The organism is Nonomuraea sp. NPDC001684, from assembly GCF_053596515.1.
Window position 1 is genome coordinate 1 of record NZ_JBSFGJ010000112.1, and the last position, 24,610, is coordinate 24,610.

Here is a 24,610-nt window from a genome sequence, read left to right on the forward strand (position 1 = left end):
GACCGCGCCCGCGAGCGACTGGTCGCCTGGTACGAGAACTCACCCGTCTCACCCCACGGCCCCTGGCTCGGCGCCCGGCCCTGGCGCCTGGCCGCCGGCGTCTGCCTCGCCTTCGCCATGTCCGTCAAATGGTCCGGACTCGCCTTCGCCGTCGCCTTCGCCATCATGTCCCTCATGTGGGACTTCGGCGCCCGCCGAGCCATCGGACTCAAACGCCCCTACGCCGGAGCCTGGAACAAAGACCTCCCCCACGCCCTGCTCTCCTTCACCGTCATCCCCTTCGTGGCCTACATGGCCACCTGGACCGGCTGGTTCGCCTCCGCCAACGGCTACGGCCGCAACTGGGACCAGGCCACCTCCTCCGGCCCCTTCTTCTTCCTGTTCGACTCCATGCGCTCATGGGTCCAGTACCAGTGGCAGGTCTTCACCTTCCACAGCGGGGTGCACGAGTACCACCAGTACATGTCCGACCCCTGGACGTGGCCGCTGCTCGTCCGCCCGGTGTCGTTCTATTACCCCGTCGACGTGCCGCCGTCGGCGTGCGGGGCCTCCGCGTGCGCGCAGGCGATCCACGGGACCGGCACCCCCGCCCTGTGGTTCGGCGCGCTGCTCGCGCTGGCGGGCACGGCCGTCCTGTACGCCAGGAGCCGCGACTGGCGGGCCGGGGCGGTGCTGCTGGCGTACGCGATGGGCTGGCTGCCCTGGTTCTACTACGCCCTGGCCGACGACCGCACGATGTACCTGTTCTACATGCTGCCGGTGGTGCCGTTCATGGTGCTGGCGGTCGTGCTGATGGCCGGGCTCGTGCTCGGCCGGGCCGACGCGCCGCCCACGCGCAGGGCCGTCGGGGCGGCGTTCGCAGGCGCGTTCGCGATGATCGTGCTGATCAACTTCTGGTGGCTGCAGCCGGTGCTCACGGCCGAGACGCTCACGCAGACACAGTGGTGGGCTCGGATGCTGATGCGCTCTTGGGTGACCGCCGCCCCCAAGTGACGCCCTTGCGCAGCGTGATGGCCGCCGCGATGCAGGCCAGCGGGACGGCCGGCAGCACGTAGCGGTAGTCGAACTCGGCCGTCGCCGCCGGGGCCAGCAACAGCCCGAACGCCCCCAGCCAGGGCAGCGCCACCGGGCCGCCGAACCTGCGCCAGCGGACGACGATGCCGTACAGGCCGATCAGCATGATGCCGCCGAGCATGATGCCGCGCAGGTAGAAGATCTTCTGGTAGCCGCTCATGATGTCCGCCCACGGGTGGACGATCCTGGTCTCGGGCGGGCCCTGCTCGTAGCTGAACGCGTCGGTGTCGGTGTGGCCGCCCCCGTAGGAGGACCACTTCGGCAGGCGCTTGGGCCGCCCGGTGTCGTCCACCTCGTAATAGGGCTTGAACTGGTACATGTTGTACGTCGACTCGTCCGGGAAGCGCGGCCGTCCCCAGTGGAAGGAGCGGAAGAAGTCGCGTGCGACCACCTTCAGGTAGTCGCCCGGCTGGGACAGGATCGCCCGCGTCGCGAACGCGCTGGCCGCGTCGTTGGTGATGCCGCTGAACTTCTTGTTGATGCCCCACCGGTGGAGGACCTCGCCGGTGCCCGTGCCGTCGCCGTTGCCCTGGCCCCACAGATACCACTGTGCGTAGTCTTTGCGCTGGTTGACCGGGTCGTTGATGCACAACAGGAGAAGCTGCACCTCCTTGTACTTGTCGATCTTCATCTCGTTGCAGTCGGCGAAGATCGCGGTACGCATGTAGAGGATGAGCCCGTCGCTGTTGGTCATGGCGAATTTGCCGTAATTTGTCGAAAACCAACCCATATAGCTAAGAACGGGAACCGCGCACGCCGCGATGACCGCCACGATGGGCCGCCACCCCGTGCGCTGGACGATCAGGTAGAGCACCACGAGCCCGAGGATCGGCATGCCGATCGACCGGGTCAGCCAGGTCAGCGCGAGCAGCAGCCCGACCACGATCCCGGCCCGCCACGACAGCCGCCGCTTCCACAGCACCAGCGTCACCACGCCCACGACCAGCAGCGTGAACAGCGTGTCGGACATGACCATCTGCTCAAGCTGGATCTGGTAGGCGTCGAACAGCACCGGCGCCGCCGCGAGCGTGGCCGCCCACTTGGGCAGCGCGAACTTGCAGCGCAGCAGGGCGTAGATGAGCGCGGCCGCGGCCAGGCCCATCAGGTGTTGCGTGAAGATGGCGAGCGTGAAGCTGTGGAACGGCTTGAGCAGCATCAGCCAGAAGCTGTAGCCGTCGGGCCTGATCGGGTGGGGCCTGGGGTGCAGCGCCACGTTGACGTACTCGTAGGAGTCGTTGAACCACATCGCCGGGCCGTAACCGAGCATGGTGATCAGCCGCAGCACGGCGCCGACGCCGAAGGCCACGGCGAACACGCGATGACGGCGCACGAGGGACAGCACGCGAGCTGCCCGGCCAGGAGCGGAGTGGTCCACAGGGGTAATCTCCGCGACGCTCACCATGCTGTAAAGAATGCCAGTCGTTTTTAGGTCTTGACCCGAGCACGCCGGGCACAGGGCATGATGGTTCACTGGAAGAGCCTTATTACTGAAGGGTTGAGACGTGGAACTGACGGTGGTCATGCCCTGCCTCAACGAGGCGGAGACCGTGGAAGTCTGTGTGCGCAAGGCATTGGCGTGCATGGAGGAGCACGGAATCGAAGGGGAAGTCCTGATCGCCGACAACGGCAGCACGGACGGCTCGCAGCAGCTCGCGCGTGATGCCGGTGCCCGTGTCGTCCACGTCGACGAGAAGGGCTACGGCAACGCCCTCATGGGCGGCATCCGCGCCGCCCGCGGCAAGTACGTGATCATGGGCGACGCCGACGACTCCTACGACTTCACCTCGTTGCTCCCGTTCGTCGAGCAGCTCCGCGACGGCGCCGACCTCGTGATGGGCAACCGGTTCAAGGGCGGCATCGCCCCCGGGGCCATGCCCCCGCTCCACCGCTACCTGGGCAACCCGGTGCTGTCGTTCATCGGCCGGCTGTTCTTCCCGTCGGCCATCGGCGACTTCCACTGCGGCCTGCGTGGCTTCCGGCGCGACTCGATCCTGCGCCTCCACCTCCAGACCGGGGGTATGGAGTTCGCCTCCGAGATGGTCGTCCGCTCCACGCTGTCCGGCCTCGACGTGCGCGAGGTGCCCACCACGCTCTCGCCCGACGGCCGTTCGCGCCCGCCGCACCTGCGCTCCTGGCGCGACGGCTGGCGCCACCTGCGCTTCCTGCTGCTCTACAGCCCCAAGTGGCTGTTCTTCTACCCCGGCGTGTTCCTGATGGTCCTCGGCCTGATCGCGGGCACGGCGCTGACGTTCGGGCCGGTGGAGATCGGCGAGCTGGCCTTCGACGTCGACACCCTGGTCGGGTCGTCGGCGCTGGTCGTGATCGGCTTCCAGGCGGCGCTGTTCGCGGTGTTCACGAAGGTCTACGCGGCCGAGGAGGGCTTCCTGCCCGAGTCGCGGCGGATCCGGAAGATCATCGACATCGTGACGCTGGAGAAGGGCCTCGTGGTCGGCGGCCTGCTGGCGCTGGCCGGTCTGGTCGGCCTGGTGATGTCGCTGGTCCACTGGCAGGTGCGCAGCTTCGGCGCGCTCGACCCGCGCGAGTCGCTGCGCATGGTCGTCCCGGCCGCCACGGCGCTCGTCATGAGCTTCCAGACGATCTTCGCCTCGCTGTTCATCAGCATCCTCGGCATCCGCCGTACCAAGGAGAGCTCGATCGACGTGGCCGCCAAGGCGGCCGAGGAGGCCGCTGAGGCGGTCTCCCTGGAGAAGTCCAAGCGCTAGGGTCCTCCGCGTCCCGGTGGAAGCCGGCGCCGGCCACGTGCCGGCGCCGGCTTCCGTCTTTCCGCGCGGTGGTTGGGGGTTTGGACGAGGAGCGGGGCCGGGCCCCGTAGGCTTAGGTCATGTCCCAGCACATCTTGACCGCCGTCGCGTGGCCGTACGCTAACGGCCCCCGCCACATCGGGCACGTCTCGGGTTTCGGCGTGCCGTCCGACGTCTTCAGCCGCTACCAGCGGATGGCGGGCAACAAGGTGCTGATGGTGTCCGGCACCGACGAGCACGGCACTCCGATCCAGGTGCAGGCCGACAAGGAGGGCGTCAGCGCCCGCGAGCTGGCCGACAGGTACAACAGGGTGATCGCCGAAGACCTGACCGGTCTCGGGCTCTCCTACGACCTGTTCACCCGGACCACGACGAAGAACCACTACGCCGTCACGCAGCAGATCTTCAAGGGCCTCTACGACAACGGCTACATCTTCCCCAAGACCACGATGGGCGCGATCTCGCCCTCGACCGGCCGTACCCTGCCCGACCGCTACATCGAGGGCACCTGCCCCATCTGCGGCTACGACGGCGCGCGCGGCGACCAGTGCGACAACTGCGGCAACCAGCTCGACCCGATCCAGCTCATCAACCCCAAGAGCCGCATCAACGGCGAGACCCCCGTCTTCGTCGAGACCGAGCACTTCATGCTCGACCTGCCCGCCTTCGCCGAGGTCCTGGGCTCCTACCTGCAGTCCAAGCAGGGCGAGTGGCGGCCCAACGTGCTGAAGTTCGCCCTCAACCTGCTCGGCGACCTCCAGCCCCGCGCGATCAGCCGCGACCTCGACTGGGGGGTGCCGATCCCGCTGGAGGGGTGGCGCGACCAGCCCAACAAGCGCCTCTACGTGTGGTTCGACGCGGTCATCGGCTACCTGTCGGCCTCCATCGAGTGGGCCAGGCGCTCCGGCGACCCCGACGCCTGGCGCCAGTGGTGGCAGAACCCCGACGCCCGCGGCTACTACTTCATGGGCAAGGACAACATCGTCTTCCACGCCGAGATCTGGCCGGCGATGTTGTTCGGCTACAGCGGCATCGGCGCGCGCGGCGGCTCGGCCGGTGAGCTCGGCGCGCTCGACGTGCCGTCCGAGGTGGTCTCCAGCGAGTTCCTGACGATGGAGGGCAAGAAGTTCTCCTCCTCCAGGCAAGTAGTAATTTACGTGCGCGACTTCCTGGCGCGTTACGACGCCGACGCCCTGCGCTACTACATCGCGGTGGCCGGCCCCGAGAACCAGGACACCGACTTCACCTGGCAGGAGTTCGTCAACCGCAACAACGGCGAGCTCGTCGCCGCCTGGGGCAACCTGGTCAACCGGTCGATCTCGATGGCGTCCAAGAACTTCGGCGTCGTGCCCGAGGCCGGCGACCTGACCGACGCCGACCGGGCCATGCTGGAGCGCTCGCGCAACGCGTTCGCCCCGGTGGGCGCCGAGCTGGGCAGGTCGCGGTTCAAGAACGCGATCACCGAGGCGTTCGACGTCGTCCGCGAGGCCAACAAATACCTCGCCGAGCAGGAGCCCTGGAAGCTCAAGGACGACATCGAGCGGCAGAAGTCGATCCTCCACGTCGCCCTCCAGGTCGTCGACGACGCCAAGACGATGCTCACGCCGTTCCTGCCGGGCTCGTCCAACAAGGTCTTCTCGATGCTCGGCGGCCAGGGCGTCTGGTCCGGCATGCCGGAGATCCGCGAGGTCGACGAAGACGGCGGCGCCCCCTACCCCGTCATCACCGGCGAGTACGACGGCGCCGCGCGCTGGGAGCACCGGCCGATCAAGCCCGGCACCCCGCTCGCGCCGCCCGTGCCGCTGTTCAAGAAGCTCGACCAGAAGGTCGTCGAAGAGGAGCTGGGCCGGCTGGCCGACTGAGGCCGTAGTCCTTGAGCGTGATGGCGGAGGCGGTCTTCCTGACCGACTTCGCTATCACGCCCTTCCACGGCAGATACGGCATGATCTTGTAGTTCTGGTTCATGAACCAGGCCATCAGCCGGTTCTCCGGCACCATGAACTTGCTGACGCCCACGGCCGACTTCTGGCACCCGGTGGCGTAGGCGCGCACCTCCTGCTCGTAGCGGGCGAACGCGGTCCGGTGGTCGCCGCCGGCCGCGGCCAGCTCGCCCGCCAGCACGTGCGCGCCGACCAGCGCGAGGCCCGTGCCCATGCCCGACAGCGGCGACGGGCAGCAGGCGGCGTCGCCGATCAGCGCCACCCGGCCGCGCGACCACGAGTCCAGGTGCACCTGGCTGGTGGAGTCGAAGTAGAAGTCGTCGGCGTCCCACATCCTGCGCAGCAGCTTGGGCGTCTCCCAGCCGACCCCCCGGTACGCCTCGGCCAGCAGCTCCTTCTGCCGGGTGACGTCCCGGCGGTCGTGCTCCAGCGGCGGTGAGCCGAAGTAGAACATGGCCTTGGCCTCGGTGTTGTTCCTGGCGCTGTAGAGGCCGACCGTCTTGCCGGGCGTGCTGTGGAGCAGGCCCGTGTGGTCGAGGCCCAGGTAGTTGTCGAGGGTGAACACCGCGCAGTAGAGGCCGAGGTGGCTGGTGACGGCGGCCTCCGGCGCGTCGAAGGCCAGCGAGCGCACGTTGGAGTGCAGGCCGTCCGCGCCCACCACGAGGTCGAACCTGCGCGTCGCGCCCCGCTCGAACGTCACCGTCACCCCGCCCGCGTCCTGGGCGAGGGAGGTGATGGAGTCGCCGAAGACGTACTCGGCGCGGTCCTTGGTGGCGTCGTAGAGGATGCGGGCCAGGTCGCCGCGGAGGATCTCGACGTCGCCGGAGAACAGGTCGCCGGGCACGGAGGCGAGCTTCTTGCCGGACTCGTTGACGTACGACATGTCGCCCATGTGGGTCTGGAGGCGCTCGACGTCGGCGAGGATGCCGAGGGCGCGCAGCGCGGTCATGTGCGCCTCGCCGCGGAAGTCGACGGAGTAGCCGCCCTCACGCAGGGCGGGGGCGCGTTCGACGACGGTGACGCGGTGGCCGGAGCGGATGAGGTGGAGGGCCAGGGCGGGGCCGGCGACGCTCGCGCCGGAGATCAGGATGTCCATGCCCGAGAGCCTGCCGGGGCCCGCTCACCGCCCCCTCACCCCACGCTCACCGCCTTCTTGCCCGGGGCTCAGGCCGGGTCGTGGAGCGGGAAGTCGTCGAGGGAGTGCAGGGGGGAGGCGTCGATGACCTCCGCCGGGACGCCGGCCAGCATCAGCGCCTCCCGGTGGGAGAGCCGCGCGCCCGCCCGCCGCGCCCCCACGTACCCCTGCTCGCCCAGCGCCTCGCGCAGCCGCCGCGACAGCCCGGCGACGTGCTCGTCCTCGGGCACGTCGATGCCGCGGATCGCGACGGCGGCGCCGAGCAGCGTGGCCGCCGCCGCCGGATCGTCGTCGAAGGCCAGCACCGCCAGCGCCTCGATCGCCCTGACGCTCTCCGACAGCGCGCCCGACGTGACCGTGCTCTCCATCGCCCGCAGGTAGGAGGCCCGCGCCCCGGCCGTGTCGCCCTCGGCCGCGGCCAGCCGTCCGAGCCCGACGAGCAGCCTGGCCATGTTCCCGGACGTCTTCACCCAGACCGGGTCGGATCGGCGCAACGCATCCTCGTAGAGCTCCCGGGCCCGGACCAGGTCGCCCTCGCGCACCGCCACGTCGCCCAGGCCGCGCAGGGCCGCCGGCAGGATCGCGCCGCCCGTGCGCCCGGCCAGCTCCGCCGCTCGCTCGTAGTCGGCCCGCGCGCCGGCCAGGTCGTGCCGGATGCGGTAGTCGCCCCGGTTGCAGTAGTGGTCGGCCAGGTCCTCCTCCGCGCCGAGCTGCTCGGCCAGGGTGATGGCCTCCTCGGTGCGGGCCAGCGCGGTGGCCTCGTCGCCGCACGTGCTGGCCAGCCAGGCCAGGGCGTCGAGCGTCATCGCCGAGCCCCAGCGCTCGCCGAGGCCGCGGAAACCCTGGAGGGCCGCCTTCAGGTCCGCCTCGGCGGCGGCGAACTCGCCGGCCGCCATCTGCGGGTAGGCCCAGATCAGCCGGGTGGCGGCCGTCTCCCACGCGTCGGGGCCGCGCTCGCCGCGCCGGATCAGCGCGATCGTGACGGCGGGGTCGACCGAGGCCGAGGCGACCATCGCCCACAGGCAGGTGACGACCGGGTTCCGCAGGCCGTCCGCCGCGATCATCGTCTCGGCGTCGTCCTTGTGGCGCTCCCACAGCTCGCGCCGCTCGCTCGCCGCGGTGAGCAGGGTCAGCAGGTACGCGTCCCCCAGCGTGGGATCGGGCCGTGGACCGGCGGCCTCCAGCAGGGCCGCCGCCGCCTTGGCGGGAACCGTGCGCATGCCGCGCATCCACAGCGAGAACGTCTGCGCGGCCAGCAGCCGCATCCCGAGCGCCACCTCGCCCTGCTCCACCGTCCAGCGCAGCGCCGCCTGGAGGTTGTCGTGGTCGGCCGCGAACCGGGCCAGCCACGGCAACTGCTCCGCGCTCCGCAGCCGGGGATCGCCCTCCTCGGCCAGGGCGAGGAAGTACGCGGCGTGCGCCCGCCGGAAGGTCGCGGCCTCCGCGCCGAGCCGGTCGGCGCAGAACGCCCGGATCGTCTCCAGCATGCGGTAGCGGCCGCCCGCAACCTCCAGGAGCGACTTGTCGGCCAGCGAGTCGAGCAGGTGCTCGGGCAGGCCGCAGACGGCCGCGGCGGCGGCCGCGGTGGCCCCGCCGGAGAAGACGGTCAGGCGCATGGCCATGGCCTGTTCGGGCTCGGTGAGCAGCTCCCAGCTCCAGGCGACGACCGCGCGCAACGTCTGGTGCCGGGCGTCGGCCGTACGGCTGCCGCGCAGGCTGAACCGGCCCTGACCGGCCAGGCGTTCGGCCAGCTCGCCGGCCTCGTGCGTACGCATGCGGGCGGCCGCCAGCTCGATGGCCAGCGGGAGGCCGTCGAGCGCGGCGCAGATGCGTTCGACCGGCTCACCAGGGGTGAAACCAGGACGTACGGCCTTGGCCCGGTCGGTGAAGAGCGTGCGGGCGTCGGAGGGGGTCAGGGGGCGTACCGGCCACAGGTGTTCGGGGGTGATCGCGAGCGGCTCACGGCTCGTGGCCAGCACGCGCACCGCCGGGCACGCCGACAGCAGCCGCTCGGCCAGCGCCGCGGCCTCGCCGACGACGTGCTCGCAGTTGTCCAGGACCAGCAGGACCGGCCGATCGGCGAGCACCGCGACCAGGCGGCCCAGGGGATCAGGCTCACCGGACGCGCCCAGCGCCGCGGCCCCCAGCAGCGCGCCGTCGCGTACGCCCAGCGCCGCGAGGACCGCTCGCGCGAGGTCGGCCCCCGGGCCGAGCGGGGCCAGCTCGACCAGGACGGCGTCGCGGTGGTCTCTGGCCAGCTCGACCGCCAGCCGGCTCTTGCCCGCGCCGCCGGGGCCGAGCAGCGTGACGAGACGGGCGGCGGCCAGCAGCGCCCGGACCTCGGCCAGGTCGCCGTCGCGGCCGACGAAGCTGGTGAGCCTGCCGGGCAGCGGCACCGCCGCTGGGCCCGGCCCGGGCCGGGGCGCCGGGGCCAGGGGCGGGGCCGGGGGCGGGTCGGTCGCGCCGCGCAGGAGAGATCGGTGCAGGGCGGCGAGCTCGGGGGAGGGGTCGGCGCCGAGCTCCTCGGCCAGCAGCCGCCGGGTCTCCTCGTAGAGCACCAGCGCCTCGGCCGGCCGGCCGTCGGCGCGCAGCGCCCGCATGAGCTGGCCGCGCAGCCGTTCGCGCAGGGGGTGGCGCTGGACCAGCTCGCCCAGCTCGGGGATGACGCCCTGGTGGCCGCCGCAGCGCAGGTCTGCCTCGATGCGGTCCTCCAGCGCGGCCAGGCGGCGCTCCTCCAGCGGCGCGCCGTGCACGGGGTCGAGGTCGGCGAAGGCGGGCCCCCGCCACAGGGCCAGCGCCTCCCGCAACAACGTCCCGGCCAGGGCGGCGTCGGCCCGGCCGTCGTCCGCCCCGTCGGTTTCGGCGGTGCGGTGGCCGAGGAGGGTGGCGCGGCCGGTGTCGGCGAGGTGCAGGAAACGGCCGGCGTCGATGTCGCCGGGGGCCGCCGGCAGCCGGTAGCCGGCGGGCGTCAGCTCGACCGGGATCCCGTCGCGCCGCAGGCGGGAGACCTGGGAGTGCAGGGCGTGCTGGGCGTTCTTCGGCGAGCGGTCGCCGTACAGGACGTCGATCAGGCGGTCCTGGCTGACGATCTCGCCCGGACGGACGAGCAGCAACGCCAGCAGCGCGCGCCTGGCCGGACCACCCAGAGGTACGTCGACGCCGGCCGCGTCCCATGCCCGGGTGCTGCCGAGAATGCCGAAGCGCATGGAGGCTACTTTAGATGCGTGAGCAAGATTCCCGCCCCGCCCGAGCCGCTTTCCGCACCGGTGTTCGACAGCCACTGCCACCTGGACATCATGGTCGGCAACAGGCAGGCGTCCTCGGGCGACCCGGTGGCCCAGGCCGCCCAGGCGGCGGCGGCCACCGTACGGTCCATCCTGCGGGACGCCCGCGAGGTCGGCGTGACCAGGCTGGTCACCATCGGGTACGACCTGCCCTCCTCGCGCTGGAACGCCGAGGTGGCGGCCGAGCAGGAAGGCGTGTACGCCGGGGTCGCCATCCACCCCAACGAGGCCCACGAGGCGACCCCCGAGGTGCTGGCCGAGATCGAGTCGCTGGCCGGACAGGCCGACGTCCGCGCGGTGGGGGAGACCGGCCTCGACTACTTCCGCGACTGGGCGAGCAAGGACGACCAGCACGCGAGCTTCCGCGCGCACATCGAGATCGCCAAGCGCACCGGCAAGGCGCTGGTCATCCACGACCGGGACGCGCACGACGACGTCCTGAAGGTGCTGGCCGAGCAGGGCGCGCCGGACAAGGTGGTGTTCCACAGCTACTCAGGCGACGCCGAAATGGCGAAAAGGTGCGCGGAAGCCGGATATTTCATGTCCTTCTCCGGGCCCGTCACCTACAAGAACGCCGGCTACCTGCGCGAGGCCGCCGCCGTGGCCCCTATGGAGCTCCTGCTCGTCGAGACCGACGCCCCTTACCTGCCGCCGGTCCCGTACCGGGGCAAGCCCAACGCTCCCTATCTCATCCCGCTCACCCTGCGCTGCCTCGCCGAGGTCAAGGGTGTCCGTCCGGACGAGTTGTGCGCGGCGATCAGCACCAACGGAGTCACGGTCTTCGGCGAGTGGTGACCATCTTTCCGTTCGGCTTTTCGCTGCTTTTCGTGAAGCGGTGGAGGCGGGCGCGCCGCCGCCGCTAGCGTTCGGGCGGTCCCTGGCCGTTTCCGGAGGTGGTTCGTGCGAGGCAGGAGGCGTGCGCCGCGTCCGCGGATCCCCTGGCGTTCTCCGTGGACGCCGGTGGTGTGCGTCGTGGGTACGCTGGCCGCCGGCCTGCTGGTCGCGGCCTCGTACCTGGTCAAGGACGTCGTCGTGGTCGTCGACGGCACGCCGGTGGCGATCCGCGGCTTCGCCCCGCGGGTGGCCGACGCGCTCGCCGAGGCGGGCGTGTCCGTGGGGCAGGGCGACGTCGTGCGTCCCGCCCTGAGCGAGGGCATCGCCGACGGCTCCACCATCGAGGTGCGCCACGCCCGCCTGATCACGCTGACCCTCGACGGCCACACCACGACCCACCTGGTCACCGCCACCAACGTCCGGGACGCCCTGGCCGAGCTCGACGTCGAGGCGGCGGCCGGCAGCCTGTCCGCGCCGCCCGGCCGTCCGGTGCCGCTGTCGGGAATGTCGCTCACGGCGTACACCGAGCGCAGGGTCTACGTGGTCGCGGGCGCCACCCGGCTCGCCGCGCGCACCACGGCGCGTACCGTCCGGCAGGTGCTCAGGCAGGAGCGCGTCGTCGTCCGGCGCGGGTCCATGGTGCGCCCGCCGCTCGACAGCTTCCCCGAGGACGGGACGGTCATCACGGTCATGCCGCCGCGAGCCGTACAGATCCCGTGGGAGGTGACCCGGCTCGACTGGCAGGCGCTGGCCGACTGCGTGGCGCGCGGCGACCCCCGGGCGTACAACCCCGACGGGCCCTATTACGGGATGTACCAGTTCAGTCTGCCCATGTGGCAGGCGGTCGGCGGTGTCGGCCTGCCGAGCGCCTGGCCCGAGGAGGAGCAGACCTACCGGGCGCAGCTGCTCTATCAGCGGGTCGGCGGCCGGTGGCAGACCCAGTGGCCCAACTGCGGCGACCGCCTGTTCACCTGACGCCACCCTGTCGGAGGTCCGGCCCGCTCACCCACCCTGTCCGGGGCCCGGCCCGTTCGCCCGGCCCGTTCGCCCGGCCTGTTCACCCGGCCAGTGAGGTGCCGAAGTCGGTGCCCTTAGGGGGTTGCACCGACCGCACGTCGTCGGCGTTGCGCGGCGCCACCGCGACCTTCCCGTACGGCGGTCCGTCCGGCTGGCCCACGAAGAGCTTGTTCCCGCTGAAGGCCACCGACCAGCCGAACAACCCCTCGGCCGTCGCGAGCTTCCGGTCGTCGGCCGGGTTCTTCCACGAGAACACCTGGACGCCGCCGCCATAGGGCGCGCCGACGGCCAGCCTGCCGTCCGAGGAGGCGGCCATCGAGAAGCCGAACGCCTGCCTGCCGCCCTGCTTCAGCATCCTCGTCTGCTTCCTGCCCAGGTCGAGGAGCTGCACGTAGCCGGGGCCGGGCGCGCTGACCGCGTAACCGTTGCCCTCGGCGTAGGCGACCGCGTAGCCGTACCGGTCGCCGGAGGCCTTGGTGGGGGAGTCGAGCTTGAGGCTCACGATCCGGGGAGCCAGCACGTCGTCGATGAAGACCACCGACCCCGAGTCGATCTTGCCGGCCTGGACCTGCCGTCCCGCGCCGTCGTCGTTCTCGTACGGGACGCCCACGACCAGGCCGTTGCGCGGCCCGATCGCCAGCGACCAGCCGAACTGGTCGCCGACCTCGCTGTTGCCGCGCACGTCCACGGTCTCCTGGCTGATCCGGCGCAGCGCGCCCGAGCCCTGGCGCACGTAGACCGCGCCGGCGTCCTCGATCTGGCCGTCGTCCTCGTAGGGCGCGCCGATCACCGTCAGGTCGCCCCTGGCCGCCAGCGACCAGCCGAAGTGCGCGAACCGCTGCGGCTGCGGGGCGGTCAGGCGTTGCGGGGGCCCGGCCTTGCCGCCGTAGACGACGTAGACGCTGCCCGCGTCCTGCTCGCCGTCCACGTCCGCGAAGGGGGCGCCGATCAGCAGGTCGGCGCAGGAGTCGCCGTTCACGTCGGCCAGCCGTACGGACCAGCCCAGCCCGTCCCCCTTGACCGGCCCCGGCACGGCGACGGGGGTCACCTTGGCGCCCGACAGCAGGTGGACCGACCCCTTCTGCCCGTCGCCGAACGGGTCGCCCACGGCGACGTCATCCGCGCCGTCACCGTCGAAGTCGGCGGCTCCGGCGCAGGCCACCGCCGACGCGGCAGCGGGCGCCGGTGACAGGACGCCGCCGGCGGCGAGCAGGACGGCCATCGCCACCGCCCGGAAGGCGCCGGCGGGGAGCGTTCGGACGGGGCTCACAGGGCGACCTCGATCTGTCGGCCGTTCTCCAGCATGGTCGCGGACATCTTCACGGGCTTGCGATAAGGCGCCAGGTCGAACACGAAGGCGCCGTCCACCCGCCCGCCCGGCTGGAGGGCCGGGGGCAGGGTGACCGGGGCGGGGTCGTGCTCGCCGCCCTTGTCGTCGACCAAGGTGACGACCGGCCGGACGAGCCGGCGGAGTTCACCGCCTGGATTGATCACGGTCCAGTGGACCACGCAGAGCTGCCCCTTCGTGGTGGTTTGCCCCTCGAACTCCTTCAACCCGCACTCCGGCGCCTCCGGCACGACCACCACCGGGTCGTCGAAGTTCCCGCCCAGCGCGAACCTGCGGCCCACGTCGCCCGGACGCGGGTTCGTCACGGCCCTGGAGGGGCTGTTGGAGGTGGCGACGGAGGAGGGGGTGCGGCCGGAGTTCACGATCAGGACGGTGACGGTGACCACGATCGCCAGGACGGCGGCCGCGGCGGCGATCAACCAGCGGGTGCCCTTCGTACGGGCGCCGCCCAGGGTGTCCGGTTCATCGGGGGCGTACGTCAGGGCGCCCGGGTCCGTACCCTCGCCGCTCCGGGCCCCGGCGACCGGTCGGGTCCCCGCGGCCGGTCGGGAGCCGGCGGCGGATCGATGCTCAGCGGCGGATCGACGTTCGGCGCTGGATCGTCGCTCGGCGGTGGATCGGGGGCCGGTGAAGGGTTGGGCCTCGGTGGCGGGCCGGGTGTCGGTGGTCGGCCGTGACTCGGTGGGGGGCCGTGACTCGGTGGGGGGCCGTGACTCGGTGGTTGGCCGGTACTCGTTGGGGGGCCGCGACTCGTAGGGAGGCCGCGGCTCGGTGGTCGGCCGGGGCCGTGCCGGTTGCCCGCCCGAGACGGACTGCCTGCGTGCCAGTTGGCGGGCCTGCTCAAGCTGGCGCTCCTGCTCCTGGCGGCGGGCCTGCGCCTCGGCCTCCCAGCGGGCCAGCTCTTCGCGGGCGGCCTGCTCCTCGCGCCGCGCCAGCTCGTCCGGGGACGCCTGCCGCGTCCCCGCCTGCTCGTCCGCTAAGCCGGCGGCCCCTCCGGTAGTGTTCCGAACATCGGGCCCGGCGTCGGCCCCGAACGCCCCAGGCACCTTGGGCCGCCCCGCCCCGGCTCCCGGCCGCGCTCCCGCTTCCGGCCGCGGGGCGGTACTGGGGCCGGGGTTGCGCGCGCCCGTCGCGTCGCTCGGCGGCGGGGTGGTGAACGTGGCCGTGACGTCCGGCTCGTCCACGACGTTCTGCGGCGGCTCCCAGTCGGTCAGCATCTCCGTGGCGACCAACGTAGGCGGATTGTCGGAGATAGCCGGAGTGCTCCCGCCCACCAAGGCGATCAGAAGCTCCTGGGCCGTGGGCCGATGGGCGGGATCCATGGCGGTGGCACGGCGTACCAGCTCGTTGAGCGGCGCGGGAAGCGCGCCCAGCTCGGGCGGCGTGTTCAGCACGCGGGTCGCCATCGTGATGGGATCGCCCCGCCCGAACGGATGCCGCCCGTTGCCCGAGTACGCCACCAGACACCCCCAGGCGAAGATGTCCGCCGCCGGGGACACCAGCTCACCCCGCACCTGCTCGGGAGCCCACCATCCGGGGCTGCCCAGCAGTTCCCCGGAGAGCGTGAACCCGGTGTCCCGGTCCAGCGCCCTGGCGATCCCGAAGTCGATCACCCGCGGCCCGGACAGCGACAGGATGACGTTCGCCGGCTTCAGATCCCGGTGCACCAGCCCGGCCACATGGATCGCCGCCAGCGCCGCGGCGACCCCCAGCGCCACGCCGTGCAGCGGACCCGGGTCGAGTGCCCCGAAAGTCACGATCTGGTCGGAAAGGGGAGTGCCCGCGATGTACTCGGTCACCATGTAAGGACGTCCGTCCCCGGTGTTGCCGTTGTCGAGCACCTGAGCCGTGCAGAACGACGCCACCCGGCGCGCGTTGTCCACCTCGGCGTGGAAGCGGGCGGCGAACCCCTCCTGGTTGGCGAACTCCGCCTTCACCACCTTGAGCGCGACGAATCGCCCCGTCGGGGCCCTGGCGAGGAAGACGGTCCCCATGCCGCCTTCGCCGAGTCGTCCGAGCAGGCGGTAGGGCCCGATCTCCCGCAGATCGGTCGGACGGAGCGGCGCGGCGCCCGTTGGCTCCATCAGGGACGTCCCTTCCTGTTCCACGCCATCCTCTCCTTAGGTCTCCCCCATCCGCCATCGCAGGTTCTTCGATGCGGGAGACTGGTTGGATGATGAGGCTGTTGGGCCCTGCAGAAATACGTATTTTGGCGAACAAGCTAGATCTTCGCCCCACGAAAAAGCTAGGCCAGAACTTCGTGATCGACGCGGGGACCGTCCGGCGCATCGTCCGCGTGGCCGACCTGTCGGCCGACGACGTGGTCATCGAGGTCGGGCCCGGCCTCGGCTCGCTCACCCTGGCGCTCCTGCCCGAGGCCGCGCACGTGGTGGCCGTCGAGATCGACCCGGTCCTGGCCACCCAACTGCCCCTCACCGTCGCCGAGCGCGGCCCGTCCGACCGGCTCACGGTCGTCAACGCCGACGCCATGAAGATCTCCCTCGACGACCTCGCCGGTCACGACCCCACGGCTCTGGTGGCCAACCTCCCGTACAACGTGGCCGTCCCCGTGGTGCTCCACCTCCTGGAGACGCTGCCCTCGCTGCGCAAGGGCCTGGTCATGGTGCAACTGGAGGTGGCCGACCGCCTCGCCGCCGGTCCCGGCTCCAAGGTGTACGGCGTGCCGTCGGTCAAGGCCGCCTGGTACGCCGACGTCCGCCGGGCGGGCCCGGTCGGCCGTACGGTGTTCTGGCCCATCCCGAACGTCGACTCCGGCCTGGTCTCCCTGACCCGCCGCGAACCGCCGGCCACCACGGCCACCAGAGAAGAGGTCTTCGCCGTCGTGGACGCCGCCTTCGCCCAGCGCCGCAAGACCCTGAGGGCCGCCCTGGCGTCCTGGGCCGGCAGCCCGTCACAGGCGGAAACGGCACTGAGAGCCGCCGGCGTGGACCCCTCGGCCAGAGGCGAACAACTCACCGTCGACTCCTTCGCCCGAATAGCCGAACAAAAGCCCTAACCCAACCCACCCCAAAAAGCCCAAGCCCCACCCCCCGGGCCCCAACCAGGCACCCCCTCCACTTCCCAGGGCTTGGCGTCCCGTGACGCCCGCACACCCCAGGCGCCCCGCCTCACGTCACACGCGGCCTCGGGGCGTCCATCTGGCGTCGGCTCACCTGCGGCCTCGGGGCGTCCACCTGGCGTCGGCGCGGCGAACCTGCACAGCCCCACACGCCCCCCGTCCTTCCGTGCAGGCACGCCGTCGTCCTTCCGCACAGGCGCGCGCCCGCCCTTCCGTGCAGGCGCGCGCCCGGCCTGCATCCACTCGTGCCCGCACGAGCCCCCGAAACCGGGCGGCTGTCCACAACCCAAGACGCTCAACACCCACCCATCCACAGAATCCCGTTCGGCCCCTCCGCCCCCGCTTCACCCAGGTGATCCTGGCTCCCGTCCCTCATCACGACGGAGGAGCCATTCATGAACACCCGCCACCACGTCACCCAACTGTCGGTCATCCTCAGCAGCGGCCTCCTGACCGTCACAGGAGCCCACCCCACCCTCGCCAGAGCCACCCCCACTCCATGCCTCAGGGCCACCATCACCATCCCCGCCGCCGGCGCCGCAGCAACCGCCACCACTCGCTGCCCGGCCCCCCACCACCCCAAGAAACCCAAGCCGAAGAAACCCAGAAAGCGCCCGAAGCACAAGGGCGACATCGCAGCCGCCGCCGCCCTCTCCCAGCTTGGCGTCTCGTTCTCCTGGGGCGGCGGCTCCTCAAGAGGCCCCACCATCGGAGTCGGCACCGGCGCGAACACAAGAGGCTTCGACTGCAGCGGCCTCACCCTCTACGCCTGGTCCAAGGCCGGAGTAAGGCTCGCCCACTACACCGGCACCCAGTTCCGCCAGGGCCGCAGAGTCCCCCTCGCCTCCAGACGCAAGGGCGACCTCCTCTTCTTCGGCGGCCCCGGCGACCCGACCCACGTAGCGCTCTACCTGGGCGACAACATCATGATCCACGCCCCCCGAACCGGCGACGTAGTACGAAGAACCAACTTCCTGAACTCCGCCTACTACCGAACCGCCTACCGAGGAACCATCCGCCCCGCCTGACACCACCGCACCCTCGGGCGCAAGGAACACCCCAGCCCCCGAACACCCACCACCCGTCAACGCCCATAACCCGGACGTCCACCAACCCCGGACGTCCACCAACCATGGGCGCCAGCCAACTCCGGTCGCCCGTCAACCAGGGCGCCCGCCGCGCCGGGCGTCCAGCAACTGCTGACGACGCCCCCTCCGGCAGGCGGGCATCCACCCGGGACGCTACTCATCACCTGAGAGCAACCACCACGAATCAGCGCTGCGACCGGCTACAACCCTGATCAGAGCCACGGGCCGCGAAACCAGCGCTGCGACCAGACACTTACCCCGAGCAGTGCCATGGGCCTCTGCGGCCAACCCTGACCAGCACCACAGGCACCCACCTTCTACCCCTGAGGCGACTGCCGCTCGCCCTGATCAGCGCTACGGGCGCCCACCGTCCACCCGATCAGCACCGCACGCGACCGCCGCTCGCCCTGATCAGCGCCGCAGGCGAGCGCCCACCACTGACCCTGACCGGCACCGCAGGCGAGCGCCCGCCCCGACCAGCACCAGAGGACCACTCCGCCGCGAGCGCCACCTACCGCCCGGCGCAGACCGCCACCAACTCCTTCACCACCGACGTGAGCAACGCCTGATCCTCCGCCCCCGCCGGCTCATATTCCATGAGCCCCAACCCCACCACCTCGAACCGCTCCGCGATGGCCCTCACCAGCTCCAGAAGCTCCTCAGGCCGGAACCCCTCAGGCGTAGGAGACCCCACGCTCCCGAAGATCTGCGGATCCAGGACATCGAAGTCGACATGCACATAAACAGCCGTCCGCTCCCCGCCCGCCGCCGCAGCCGCAGTACCGACAGCCTCGACCAGAGCCTCCGCATCCGCCGCCCGCACCCACCGCACACCCCGAGCCTCGACGAACGCGACCTCAGCCGGATCCAGATCACGCACCCCCGCCAGCACCACCTGGCCGGCTCCGACCGGCTGCCCGGCCACCAGCCCGTCAGGCCCTTCACCGGTCAACGCCCTCAGGACCATGCCGTGAAAGGCCCCCGACGGCGACGACTCCGGCGTGTTCAGATCCCCATGCGCATCGAACCAGACGACGACCAGCCCATCCCCGAACCTCCGCCGCGCCGCCGCCACCGGCTCCAGTTCGACACCGCAGTCCCCACCCGCGGTGACCAGAAGCCCGTCCCACCCAGCCTCGACGACCGCAGCCCGAACCCTGGAAGCAGTGACCACCAGATCATCGTCATCGACCTCGACCTGAATCCGACGATCCGCGTCCACCATCTCCGCAACCAGCCGCGCCCCCTCCCGCAGCCGCTCAGCCGTACGAGCCCCGGACCCCCGCCACTGCGGCACCTCGACAACCGTCACCTCGGACACGAGCACCTCCACATCAAGTAGTCCTCTCAGCATCCCAAGGACGAACCAATGCCGACCACCACAAACTCTGCTGAACCAGATCGACGAGTGCCGCATAAAGGCCCCCGCAGGCCGTCGTCCCGGACGGGGCACACCGTGCCCGCCGCCACCCAGGTCCGCCTCCGCCAAATCCCGCATGTTCAGCTCTCAGAAGCGGGTGGTGGTGCGCCATGACCACCCCTGACCCCGAAGGTCGCCGGCATCAGACCAAGGAGGCCGACGCGGCACCACCACTCCAAGCCCGGTCAGCTGTCCCGCTTGCACCCCCTGGTTGCCGGAGCCGGCGGGCCGGTCCAACCGGATTCGGGGCCGCGTGCCCGATAGCTCACGACCTCGCCTTCCCTCGCCCCCGCAGCCGTACGAGCCGCGTAGGAGACCGATGCGAGCAACCGACCCGTCACGGGATCGAGGATGTGCCTGTCGCGGACGGTCACCGCCCTGCCCGGCGACAGCAGTTGGCTCCCGGTGCCGCCGAGGTCCACCGAAAGCCCGGCTCTGCCCAGCGGATCCCCGACCGTGCCGACCACCTTGGTGGACGGCAACCCGGCCAGCACCCGGATGACCGCCGCACGTTGGGCAGGGCCGAGCGGCATGGCCAGAAGGTTCACGGTGACGGGCAGAAACTCCTGGAAGGACTGGGCGAACCCGCGCGCCGTCGAGAGCTCGTGGTAGACGTGCAGCCGCCTCATCAGTTCGTCAGGGCGAGCAGGGAACACGGACAGGTCCGCCATGGTGAACTCGGCGACCGTCATATCTGGATAAACCCCGTTAGGTTCCAGCCCCGCGCTGTACACGCAACCCTGAGAACCGTCCACACCGGTGATCGACTTGGCCTCACCACCGCGAGCCGACGGCAGCCCGCCCACGACACCCCCATCGCTCATCGGTACCGGACGGCACGACGTTCTGCCGCCGCCAAAGCAAGGGCCCGCCACCTGTCCCGGTGCCCCCGAAGCGCGCCAGGCACGTTCGTCCGCGGCCGTGGCCGGGCGGGCGATGGCCGGCGACCATTGCCTGATCACCACGTCGGTGGGATCGCGCGGCTGCCAGGTCTCCCGGCGCTCGGCCACCATGACCGTGTACCCGCCGCCGACCGACCAGGCGTTGCCCTCGATCCGAACATCGCGCCAGTACGCGCCGCTGCCTGCAGGCAGCTTCTCGATCCTGTCAGCGAGGTCGTACAACTCCTGGTTGGGCCTCGACGGCGTGAGCACGGGCGGAGCAGCGGTCAAGCTCGTGACCAGCGTGACGACCAAGGCGACGACCACGGCCGTCGCCACCGGCGCCCAGAGAACCCGCAGACGGGGGAGCGGCAGGCGGCGTGCCCGTCGTGGCTCGGCCGCCATGATCGTGTCGCGCAGCTCCCGCGCGCCGGATCCCTGAGGAAGCGCCTGCGGAGCGGGATCGATGGCCTTCACCAGATCGTCTATGTCGTTCATGCCTTCCTCATCACCATCGTCCGGGACGGCTGCCGCTCCAGCAGCGCCGCCAGCCGTCTGCGCGCACGATGCAACCGGGTACGGGCGGCGATCGCCGTACATCCCATGACCTGGGCGATCTGCTCGCCGCTCAGCCCCTCCCAGCACGCCAGCGCCAGCACCTCGCGGTCCCGTTCGGGTAGTTCGTCGAACGCCCTGCGCACGTGGTGGAGCTCAACCGGCGTCACCGTCCGGGCGGCGGCCAGTTCGTCGCGGAGGCGTTCGGCCAGCACAGCCCGCCGCGAGGCGCCGCGCTGCTGGTTGGCCAGCACCCGCCGGGCCACGCCGTACAACCACAGCAACGCCTTATCCCCTTGGGGGACGTCGCCGATCCGCCGCCACGCGATGAGGAACGTCTCGGCGAGCACGTCTGCCGTGTCCTCGGGCGAGCTGGTACGGCGGGCGGCGTACTGCTGTATCGCCGGGTAGTACGTGTCGTAGACCGCCTCGAAGCGATCTCGCTGTGTCACAAGTTCTCCTAGCGAAAGGTGCCGGACACAGTGGTAAATGTCCGGCACCAGCCCGCCTGTTGCACCACCGCCCACAACGGCCGCGACGCCGCCGAAGCAGCTTCCCCGGCGCGGTCCGGGCCATCGGCGACGCCCGGAGGGGGCAGGGCGCCGTTCCGGAGAGAAGGTCGGCCCGAAGAGAAGGTGGTGGCAGAAGGACGGCAATGTCGGCGTATGGCCACCTGATCGGCCGAAAGGAGGACGAACCTCACTCTGCGTGGCCCGCAGTCGGTCATCTCACACGTCTAATTCCGAGAACCGCATGTCAGCGCACCCCACCCCGATAACATCGAGTGTCCTTGACCCCGGCAAGCGATGAAAGTGGCAGAAGATCGATGAGTTCGGTGACCGTACGTGTGCCCGCGAAGGTCAACGTGCAGCTTTCAGTCGGCCCGCTCCGGGAAGATGGCTACCACGACCTGGTCAATGTCTTCCACGCAGTGTCGATCTTCGATGAAGTGGTCGCGAAGGAGGCCGAGTCGATCACCGTCACGGTCAACGGCAGATGGTCCGACCAGGTGCCCGTCGACGACGACAACCTCGCCATCCGCGCCGCCCGCGCCCTCGCCAAGCACGCCGGCCGCTCGTACGGCGCCGACCTGATCATCGAGAAGGCCATCCCGGTCGCCGGCGGCATGGCGGGCGGCAGTGCCGACGCGGCGGGGGCCCTCGTGGCCTGCAACGAGCTCTGGGGGCTCGGCCTGCCCTTCGAGGACCTCATGGAGATCGCCGGAGACCTGGGCAGCGACGTACCGTTCTCGCTGCTCGGCGGCACGGCGGTCGGCACCGGCCGCGGCGAGCAGCTCAGCGAGCTGCCCACGGGCGGCACGTTCCACTGGGTGTTCGCGCTGGCAGACGGCGGCCTCTCGACCGCCAAGGTCTACGCGGAGTGCGACCGCCAGCGCGAGGCTTCGAACGCCCGCGTGCCCTGGCCCGAGCTCGACGCCCCGCTCATCGAGGCCCTCGGCACCGGCGACGCGTACGCCCTGGGCGCCCACCTGAGCAACGACCTCCAGGCCGCCGCCCTGGCCCTGCGTCCCGAGCTCGCCACGACCCTCGACAGCGGGCGCCAGCACGGCGCGCTGGGCGCGATCGTCTCCGGCTCCGGCCCCACGTGCGCCTTCCTGGCCATCGACGCCACCCACGCCCGCGACCTCGCCAACAGCCTCACCGCCACAGGCGCCGCCACCACCACGGTCGCCGCCCACGGCCCCGTAACCGGCGCCACCCTGCTCTAACCCCCTGGCGACACCCCCAGCGCCCCCAGCGCCCCCAACAACCCCCAACAACCCCCGCCACGCCAGCCTCGCACGGGGCCACCTCGCACGGGGCCACCTCGCACGGGGCCACCTCGCACGGGGTCGTCCCGCTGGGGTCGTCCCGCTGGGCAGGGCGCGACGGATCTGCCACGGCCGGTGCGGCACGACAGAAGCCGTCACGCGCGGCAAGTCACGCGCGGCAAGTCACGCGCGGCCCCAGCACGCGAGCCTGTCGCGCTGAGCCTGTCGCGCTGAGCCCGTCACGTTGGGCGCGCAAGGCGGGCTGGCACGGTGGTCCGACGTTGCGGCCTACGGCAATGGCTGCCGGGTGTGGCCCGCGTGGCCCGCTCGCCCCAGGCCCAGGTGGTGCCGTCGGTGCCTGACGCAACGGTCTGAGGCGCTGGTTTGCGGTCCTTGGTGAGGCGGCGGTCGGTGGGGGTTGGGCGGAAGGCTGGTGGTCGTTCTTGTGGTTGGGGGCCGTCATTCATCCGCGCCCCAGCCGCCAGCACCCGGATCTGAACACCGGTGGGGCACGGACATCGGGTTCGGGGTCGGCTCGTACGGACCTGCTGATCACGGACGGGCGGTGTGAGAGGGCGCCGGGCATCGCGTGCGCCTGCCCACCGTGGGAGGGGGCCAACGTTTCGTCGCGCGGGGGCGACGCCTCCAGGGGACGGACGTGAGCCGGGCGCTCAAGACGGGCATTCGGTCCGGCAATCCCTGGCCCGTAGACGATCAAGGGACGTCGTGGGCGTCGGGAAGCGGTTGAGTGGACCGATACCCTGGACACGTCATGAATCTGGTCAACCTTGAGTCGGTCTCCCACGCCTACGGGCCCAAGCCGCTCCTCAGCGACGTCTCCCTGGGCATCGAGGCCGGGGAGCGCATCGGCGTCGTCGGCCGCAACGGGGGCGGTAAGACGACCCTGATGTCGGTCATCGCCGGTGACGTGCGTCCCGACAGCGGCCGGGTCACCCACACGCGCGGGCTGCGGGTCGGGTTCCTGTCCCAGCAGGACACCCTCGACCCCGAGGCCACCGTGACCCAGCTCGTCCTGGGGGACAGGGCTGAGCACGAATGGGCAGGTGACCAGCAGGTCCGCGAGATCCTGGCGAACCTGATCGGCGACCTCGACCTCAGCGCCAAGGCCGCCGCGCTGTCCGGCGGCGAGCGCAGGCGTACGGCGCTGGCCCGTCTGCTCATCGACGACCACGACCTGGTCATGCTCGACGAGCCCACCAACCACCTCGACATCGAGGCGATCGCCTGGCTCGCCGCCCACCTGGCGACCAGGAAGAGCGCCCTGCTGGTCGTGACCCACGACCGCTGGTTCCTCGACGCCGTCTCCACCCGCACGTGGGAGGTCGTCGACGGCCGGGTCGAGCGCTACGAGGGCGGCTACGCCGCGTACGTGCTGGCCAAGGCCGAGCGGGCGCGCATCGCGCAGGCGGCCGAGGAACGCCGCCAGAACCTCATGCGCAAGGAGATCGCCTGGCTGCGGCGCGGTCCGCCCGCCCGCACGTCCAAGCCGAAGTTCCGGATCGACGCGGCGCAGGCCCTGATCGCGAACGAGCCGCCGGCGCGGGAGACCGTCGAGCTGATGCGGTTCGCCGCGGCCAGGCTCGGCAAGACCGTCTACGACCTGGAAGACGTCACCCTGCACGCGGGCGGCCCCGGTGACGGGCCGCTGGTGCTCGATCACTGCACGTGGCAGTTCGGGCCGGGCGACCGGATCGGTCTGATCGGCGTCAACGGGTCGGGCAAGTCGTCGGTGCTGCGGTTGCTCGCCGACGGCGTCCAGCCGGACTCGGGCCGGGTGATCCGCGGCAAGACCGTACGTCTGGCGCATCTGTCCCAGGAGTTGACCGAGCTCGATCCGTCGCGGCGGGTGCTGGAGTCGGTGGAGGAGATCCGCAAGTACCTCCAGCTGGGCAAGCGGGAGTGGACGGCGTCCCAGTTGCTGGAGCGTCTGGGCTTCAAGGGCGACGCGCAGTGGAAGGTCATCGGCGACCTGTCCGGCGGCGAGCGGCGGCGGCTTCAGCTGCTGCGCCTGCTGATGGACGACCCCAACGTGCTGCTCCTCGACGAGCCCACCAACGACCTCGACATCGAGACGCTCAACGAGCTCGAAGACCTGCTGGACGGCTGGCCGGGCACGCTGATCCTGGTGAGCCACGACCGCTACTTCCTGGAGCGGGTGACCGACCGGTGCGTGGCCCTGCTGGGTGACGGCAAGCTGGTGATGCTGCCGGGCGGGGTCGACGAATATCTCGAACGCCGCAGCGCCGGCACGGCGGTGACCGCCCGTATCGGCAGCGCGCCTGCCCCGGCGTCCGGTGCTCCGGCCCCGGTCGCGGCGTCGTCCGGCGCGCAGCCGGAGACCGGGCTGTCGGCCAAGGAGGAACGCGAGCTCCGCAAGGAACTCAACCGCCTGGAACGCCAG

At 71.2% G+C, this 24,610-nt stretch carries 17 protein-coding genes; 9 read left to right on the top strand and 8 right to left on the bottom strand.

Translation table 11 applies throughout. The annotated features are described in order from the left end of the window. Window positions 1-993 (top strand): dolichyl-phosphate-mannose--protein mannosyltransferase (locus ACWCSD_RS21245; RefSeq protein ID WP_449917128.1); only part of this gene is annotated, 993 nt, incomplete at its 5' end. Here ACWCSD_RS21245 and ACWCSD_RS21250 read toward each other — a convergent pair. Further along, entirely contained in the window at window positions 929-2,416 is a 1,488-nt protein-coding gene (locus tag ACWCSD_RS21250; RefSeq protein ID WP_387676862.1) for a hypothetical protein, read from the bottom strand. The genes ACWCSD_RS21245 and ACWCSD_RS21250 overlap by 65 nt on opposite strands. A gap of 160 nt (window positions 2,417-2,576) precedes the next feature. Here ACWCSD_RS21250 and ACWCSD_RS21255 point away from each other — a divergent pair, with 160 nt between their 5' ends. Both ACWCSD_RS21255 and metG read left to right on the top strand, forming a co-directional pair. After that, window positions 2,577-3,797: a glycosyltransferase gene (locus ACWCSD_RS21255; RefSeq protein ID WP_387676865.1), complete on the top strand. Its 1,221-nt coding sequence runs from the start codon at window positions 2,577-2,579 to the stop codon at window positions 3,795-3,797. A gap of 119 nt (window positions 3,798-3,916) precedes the next feature. Beyond that, entirely contained in the window at window positions 3,917-5,698 is a 1,782-nt protein-coding gene (metG, locus tag ACWCSD_RS21260) for a methionine--tRNA ligase (protein WP_397161445.1), read from the top strand. Here metG and ACWCSD_RS21265 read toward each other — a convergent pair. Together ACWCSD_RS21265 and ACWCSD_RS21270 are read right to left on the bottom strand one after the other, a co-directional pair. Then, complete coding sequence (locus tag ACWCSD_RS21265; RefSeq protein WP_449917134.1) at window positions 5,643-6,872, bottom strand: FAD-dependent monooxygenase; 1,230 nt, start codon at window positions 6,870-6,872, stop codon at window positions 5,643-5,645. The two genes, metG and ACWCSD_RS21265, sit on opposite strands and share 56 nt — an antisense overlap. A 68-nt stretch (window positions 6,873-6,940) precedes the next feature. After that, a complete protein-coding gene (locus ACWCSD_RS21270) occupies window positions 6,941-10,117 on the bottom strand; it encodes an ATP-binding protein (protein WP_449917136.1) in 3,177 nt (1,058 codons plus the stop codon). Window positions 10,118-10,135: 18 nt separating this feature from the next. Here ACWCSD_RS21270 and ACWCSD_RS21275 point away from each other — a divergent pair, with 18 nt between their 5' ends. Both ACWCSD_RS21275 and ACWCSD_RS21280 read left to right on the top strand, forming a co-directional pair. After that, complete coding sequence (locus ACWCSD_RS21275) at window positions 10,136-10,990, top strand: TatD family hydrolase (RefSeq protein WP_449917138.1); 855 nt, start codon at window positions 10,136-10,138, stop codon at window positions 10,988-10,990. A gap of 177 nt (window positions 10,991-11,167) precedes the next feature. Beyond that, a complete protein-coding gene (locus tag ACWCSD_RS21280; protein WP_449917140.1) occupies window positions 11,168-12,004 on the top strand; it encodes a ubiquitin-like domain-containing protein in 837 nt (278 codons plus the stop codon). A gap of 82 nt (window positions 12,005-12,086) precedes the next feature. On the opposite strand, the gene ACWCSD_RS21285 is transcribed toward ACWCSD_RS21280, so the two are convergent. Further along, window positions 12,087-13,316, bottom strand: a complete 1,230-nt coding sequence (locus ACWCSD_RS21285; protein WP_449917143.1) for an FG-GAP-like repeat-containing protein — start codon at window positions 13,314-13,316, stop codon at window positions 12,087-12,089. Next, a complete protein-coding gene (locus ACWCSD_RS21290) occupies window positions 13,313-15,502 on the bottom strand; it encodes a protein kinase domain-containing protein (protein WP_449917146.1) in 2,190 nt (729 codons plus the stop codon). Before ACWCSD_RS21290 ends, ACWCSD_RS21285 begins: the two co-directional genes overlap by 4 nt. Before the next feature lie 68 nt (window positions 15,503-15,570). On the opposite strand from ACWCSD_RS21290, the gene rsmA reads away from it, so the two are divergent. Together rsmA and ACWCSD_RS21300 are read left to right on the top strand one after the other, a co-directional pair. Next, window positions 15,571-16,410, top strand: a complete 840-nt coding sequence (gene rsmA / locus ACWCSD_RS21295; RefSeq protein WP_397161708.1) for a 16S rRNA (adenine(1518)-N(6)/adenine(1519)-N(6))-dimethyltransferase RsmA — start codon at window positions 15,571-15,573, stop codon at window positions 16,408-16,410. A gap of 458 nt (window positions 16,411-16,868) precedes the next feature. After that, the gene (locus ACWCSD_RS21300; protein ID WP_449917149.1) at window positions 16,869-17,501 is read left to right on the top strand and encodes an NlpC/P60 family protein; all 633 of its coding nucleotides are present in this window, start codon (window positions 16,869-16,871) and stop codon (window positions 17,499-17,501) included. Window positions 17,502-18,072: 571 nt separating this feature from the next. On the opposite strand, the gene ACWCSD_RS21305 is transcribed toward ACWCSD_RS21300, so the two are convergent. The 3 genes from ACWCSD_RS21305 to ACWCSD_RS21315 all read right to left on the bottom strand — a co-directional run bounded on the left by ACWCSD_RS21305 (window position 18,073) and on the right by ACWCSD_RS21315 (window position 20,869). Then, a complete protein-coding gene (locus ACWCSD_RS21305) occupies window positions 18,073-18,894 on the bottom strand; it encodes an arginase family protein (RefSeq protein WP_449917152.1) in 822 nt (273 codons plus the stop codon). 272 nt (window positions 18,895-19,166) lie between these two features. Then, the gene (locus ACWCSD_RS21310; protein WP_449917155.1) at window positions 19,167-20,360 is read right to left on the bottom strand and encodes a hypothetical protein; all 1,194 of its coding nucleotides are present in this window, start codon (window positions 20,358-20,360) and stop codon (window positions 19,167-19,169) included. Beyond that, on the bottom strand, window positions 20,357-20,869 hold the full coding sequence (locus tag ACWCSD_RS21315) for an RNA polymerase sigma factor (RefSeq protein ID WP_397161425.1): 513 nt from the start codon (window positions 20,867-20,869) through the stop codon (window positions 20,357-20,359). The genes ACWCSD_RS21310 and ACWCSD_RS21315 overlap by 4 nt, the downstream gene beginning before the upstream one ends. Before the next feature lie 374 nt (window positions 20,870-21,243). Between ACWCSD_RS21315 and ACWCSD_RS21320 the strand changes: the two genes are divergently transcribed. Both ACWCSD_RS21320 and ACWCSD_RS21325 read left to right on the top strand, forming a co-directional pair. Next, complete coding sequence (locus ACWCSD_RS21320; protein ID WP_352321954.1) at window positions 21,244-22,146, top strand: 4-(cytidine 5'-diphospho)-2-C-methyl-D-erythritol kinase; 903 nt, start codon at window positions 21,244-21,246, stop codon at window positions 22,144-22,146. 814 nt (window positions 22,147-22,960) lie between these two features. Then, the coding region (locus ACWCSD_RS21325; protein ID WP_449917158.1) for an ABC-F family ATP-binding cassette domain-containing protein at window positions 22,961-24,610 on the top strand (1,650 nt) is incomplete at its 3' end.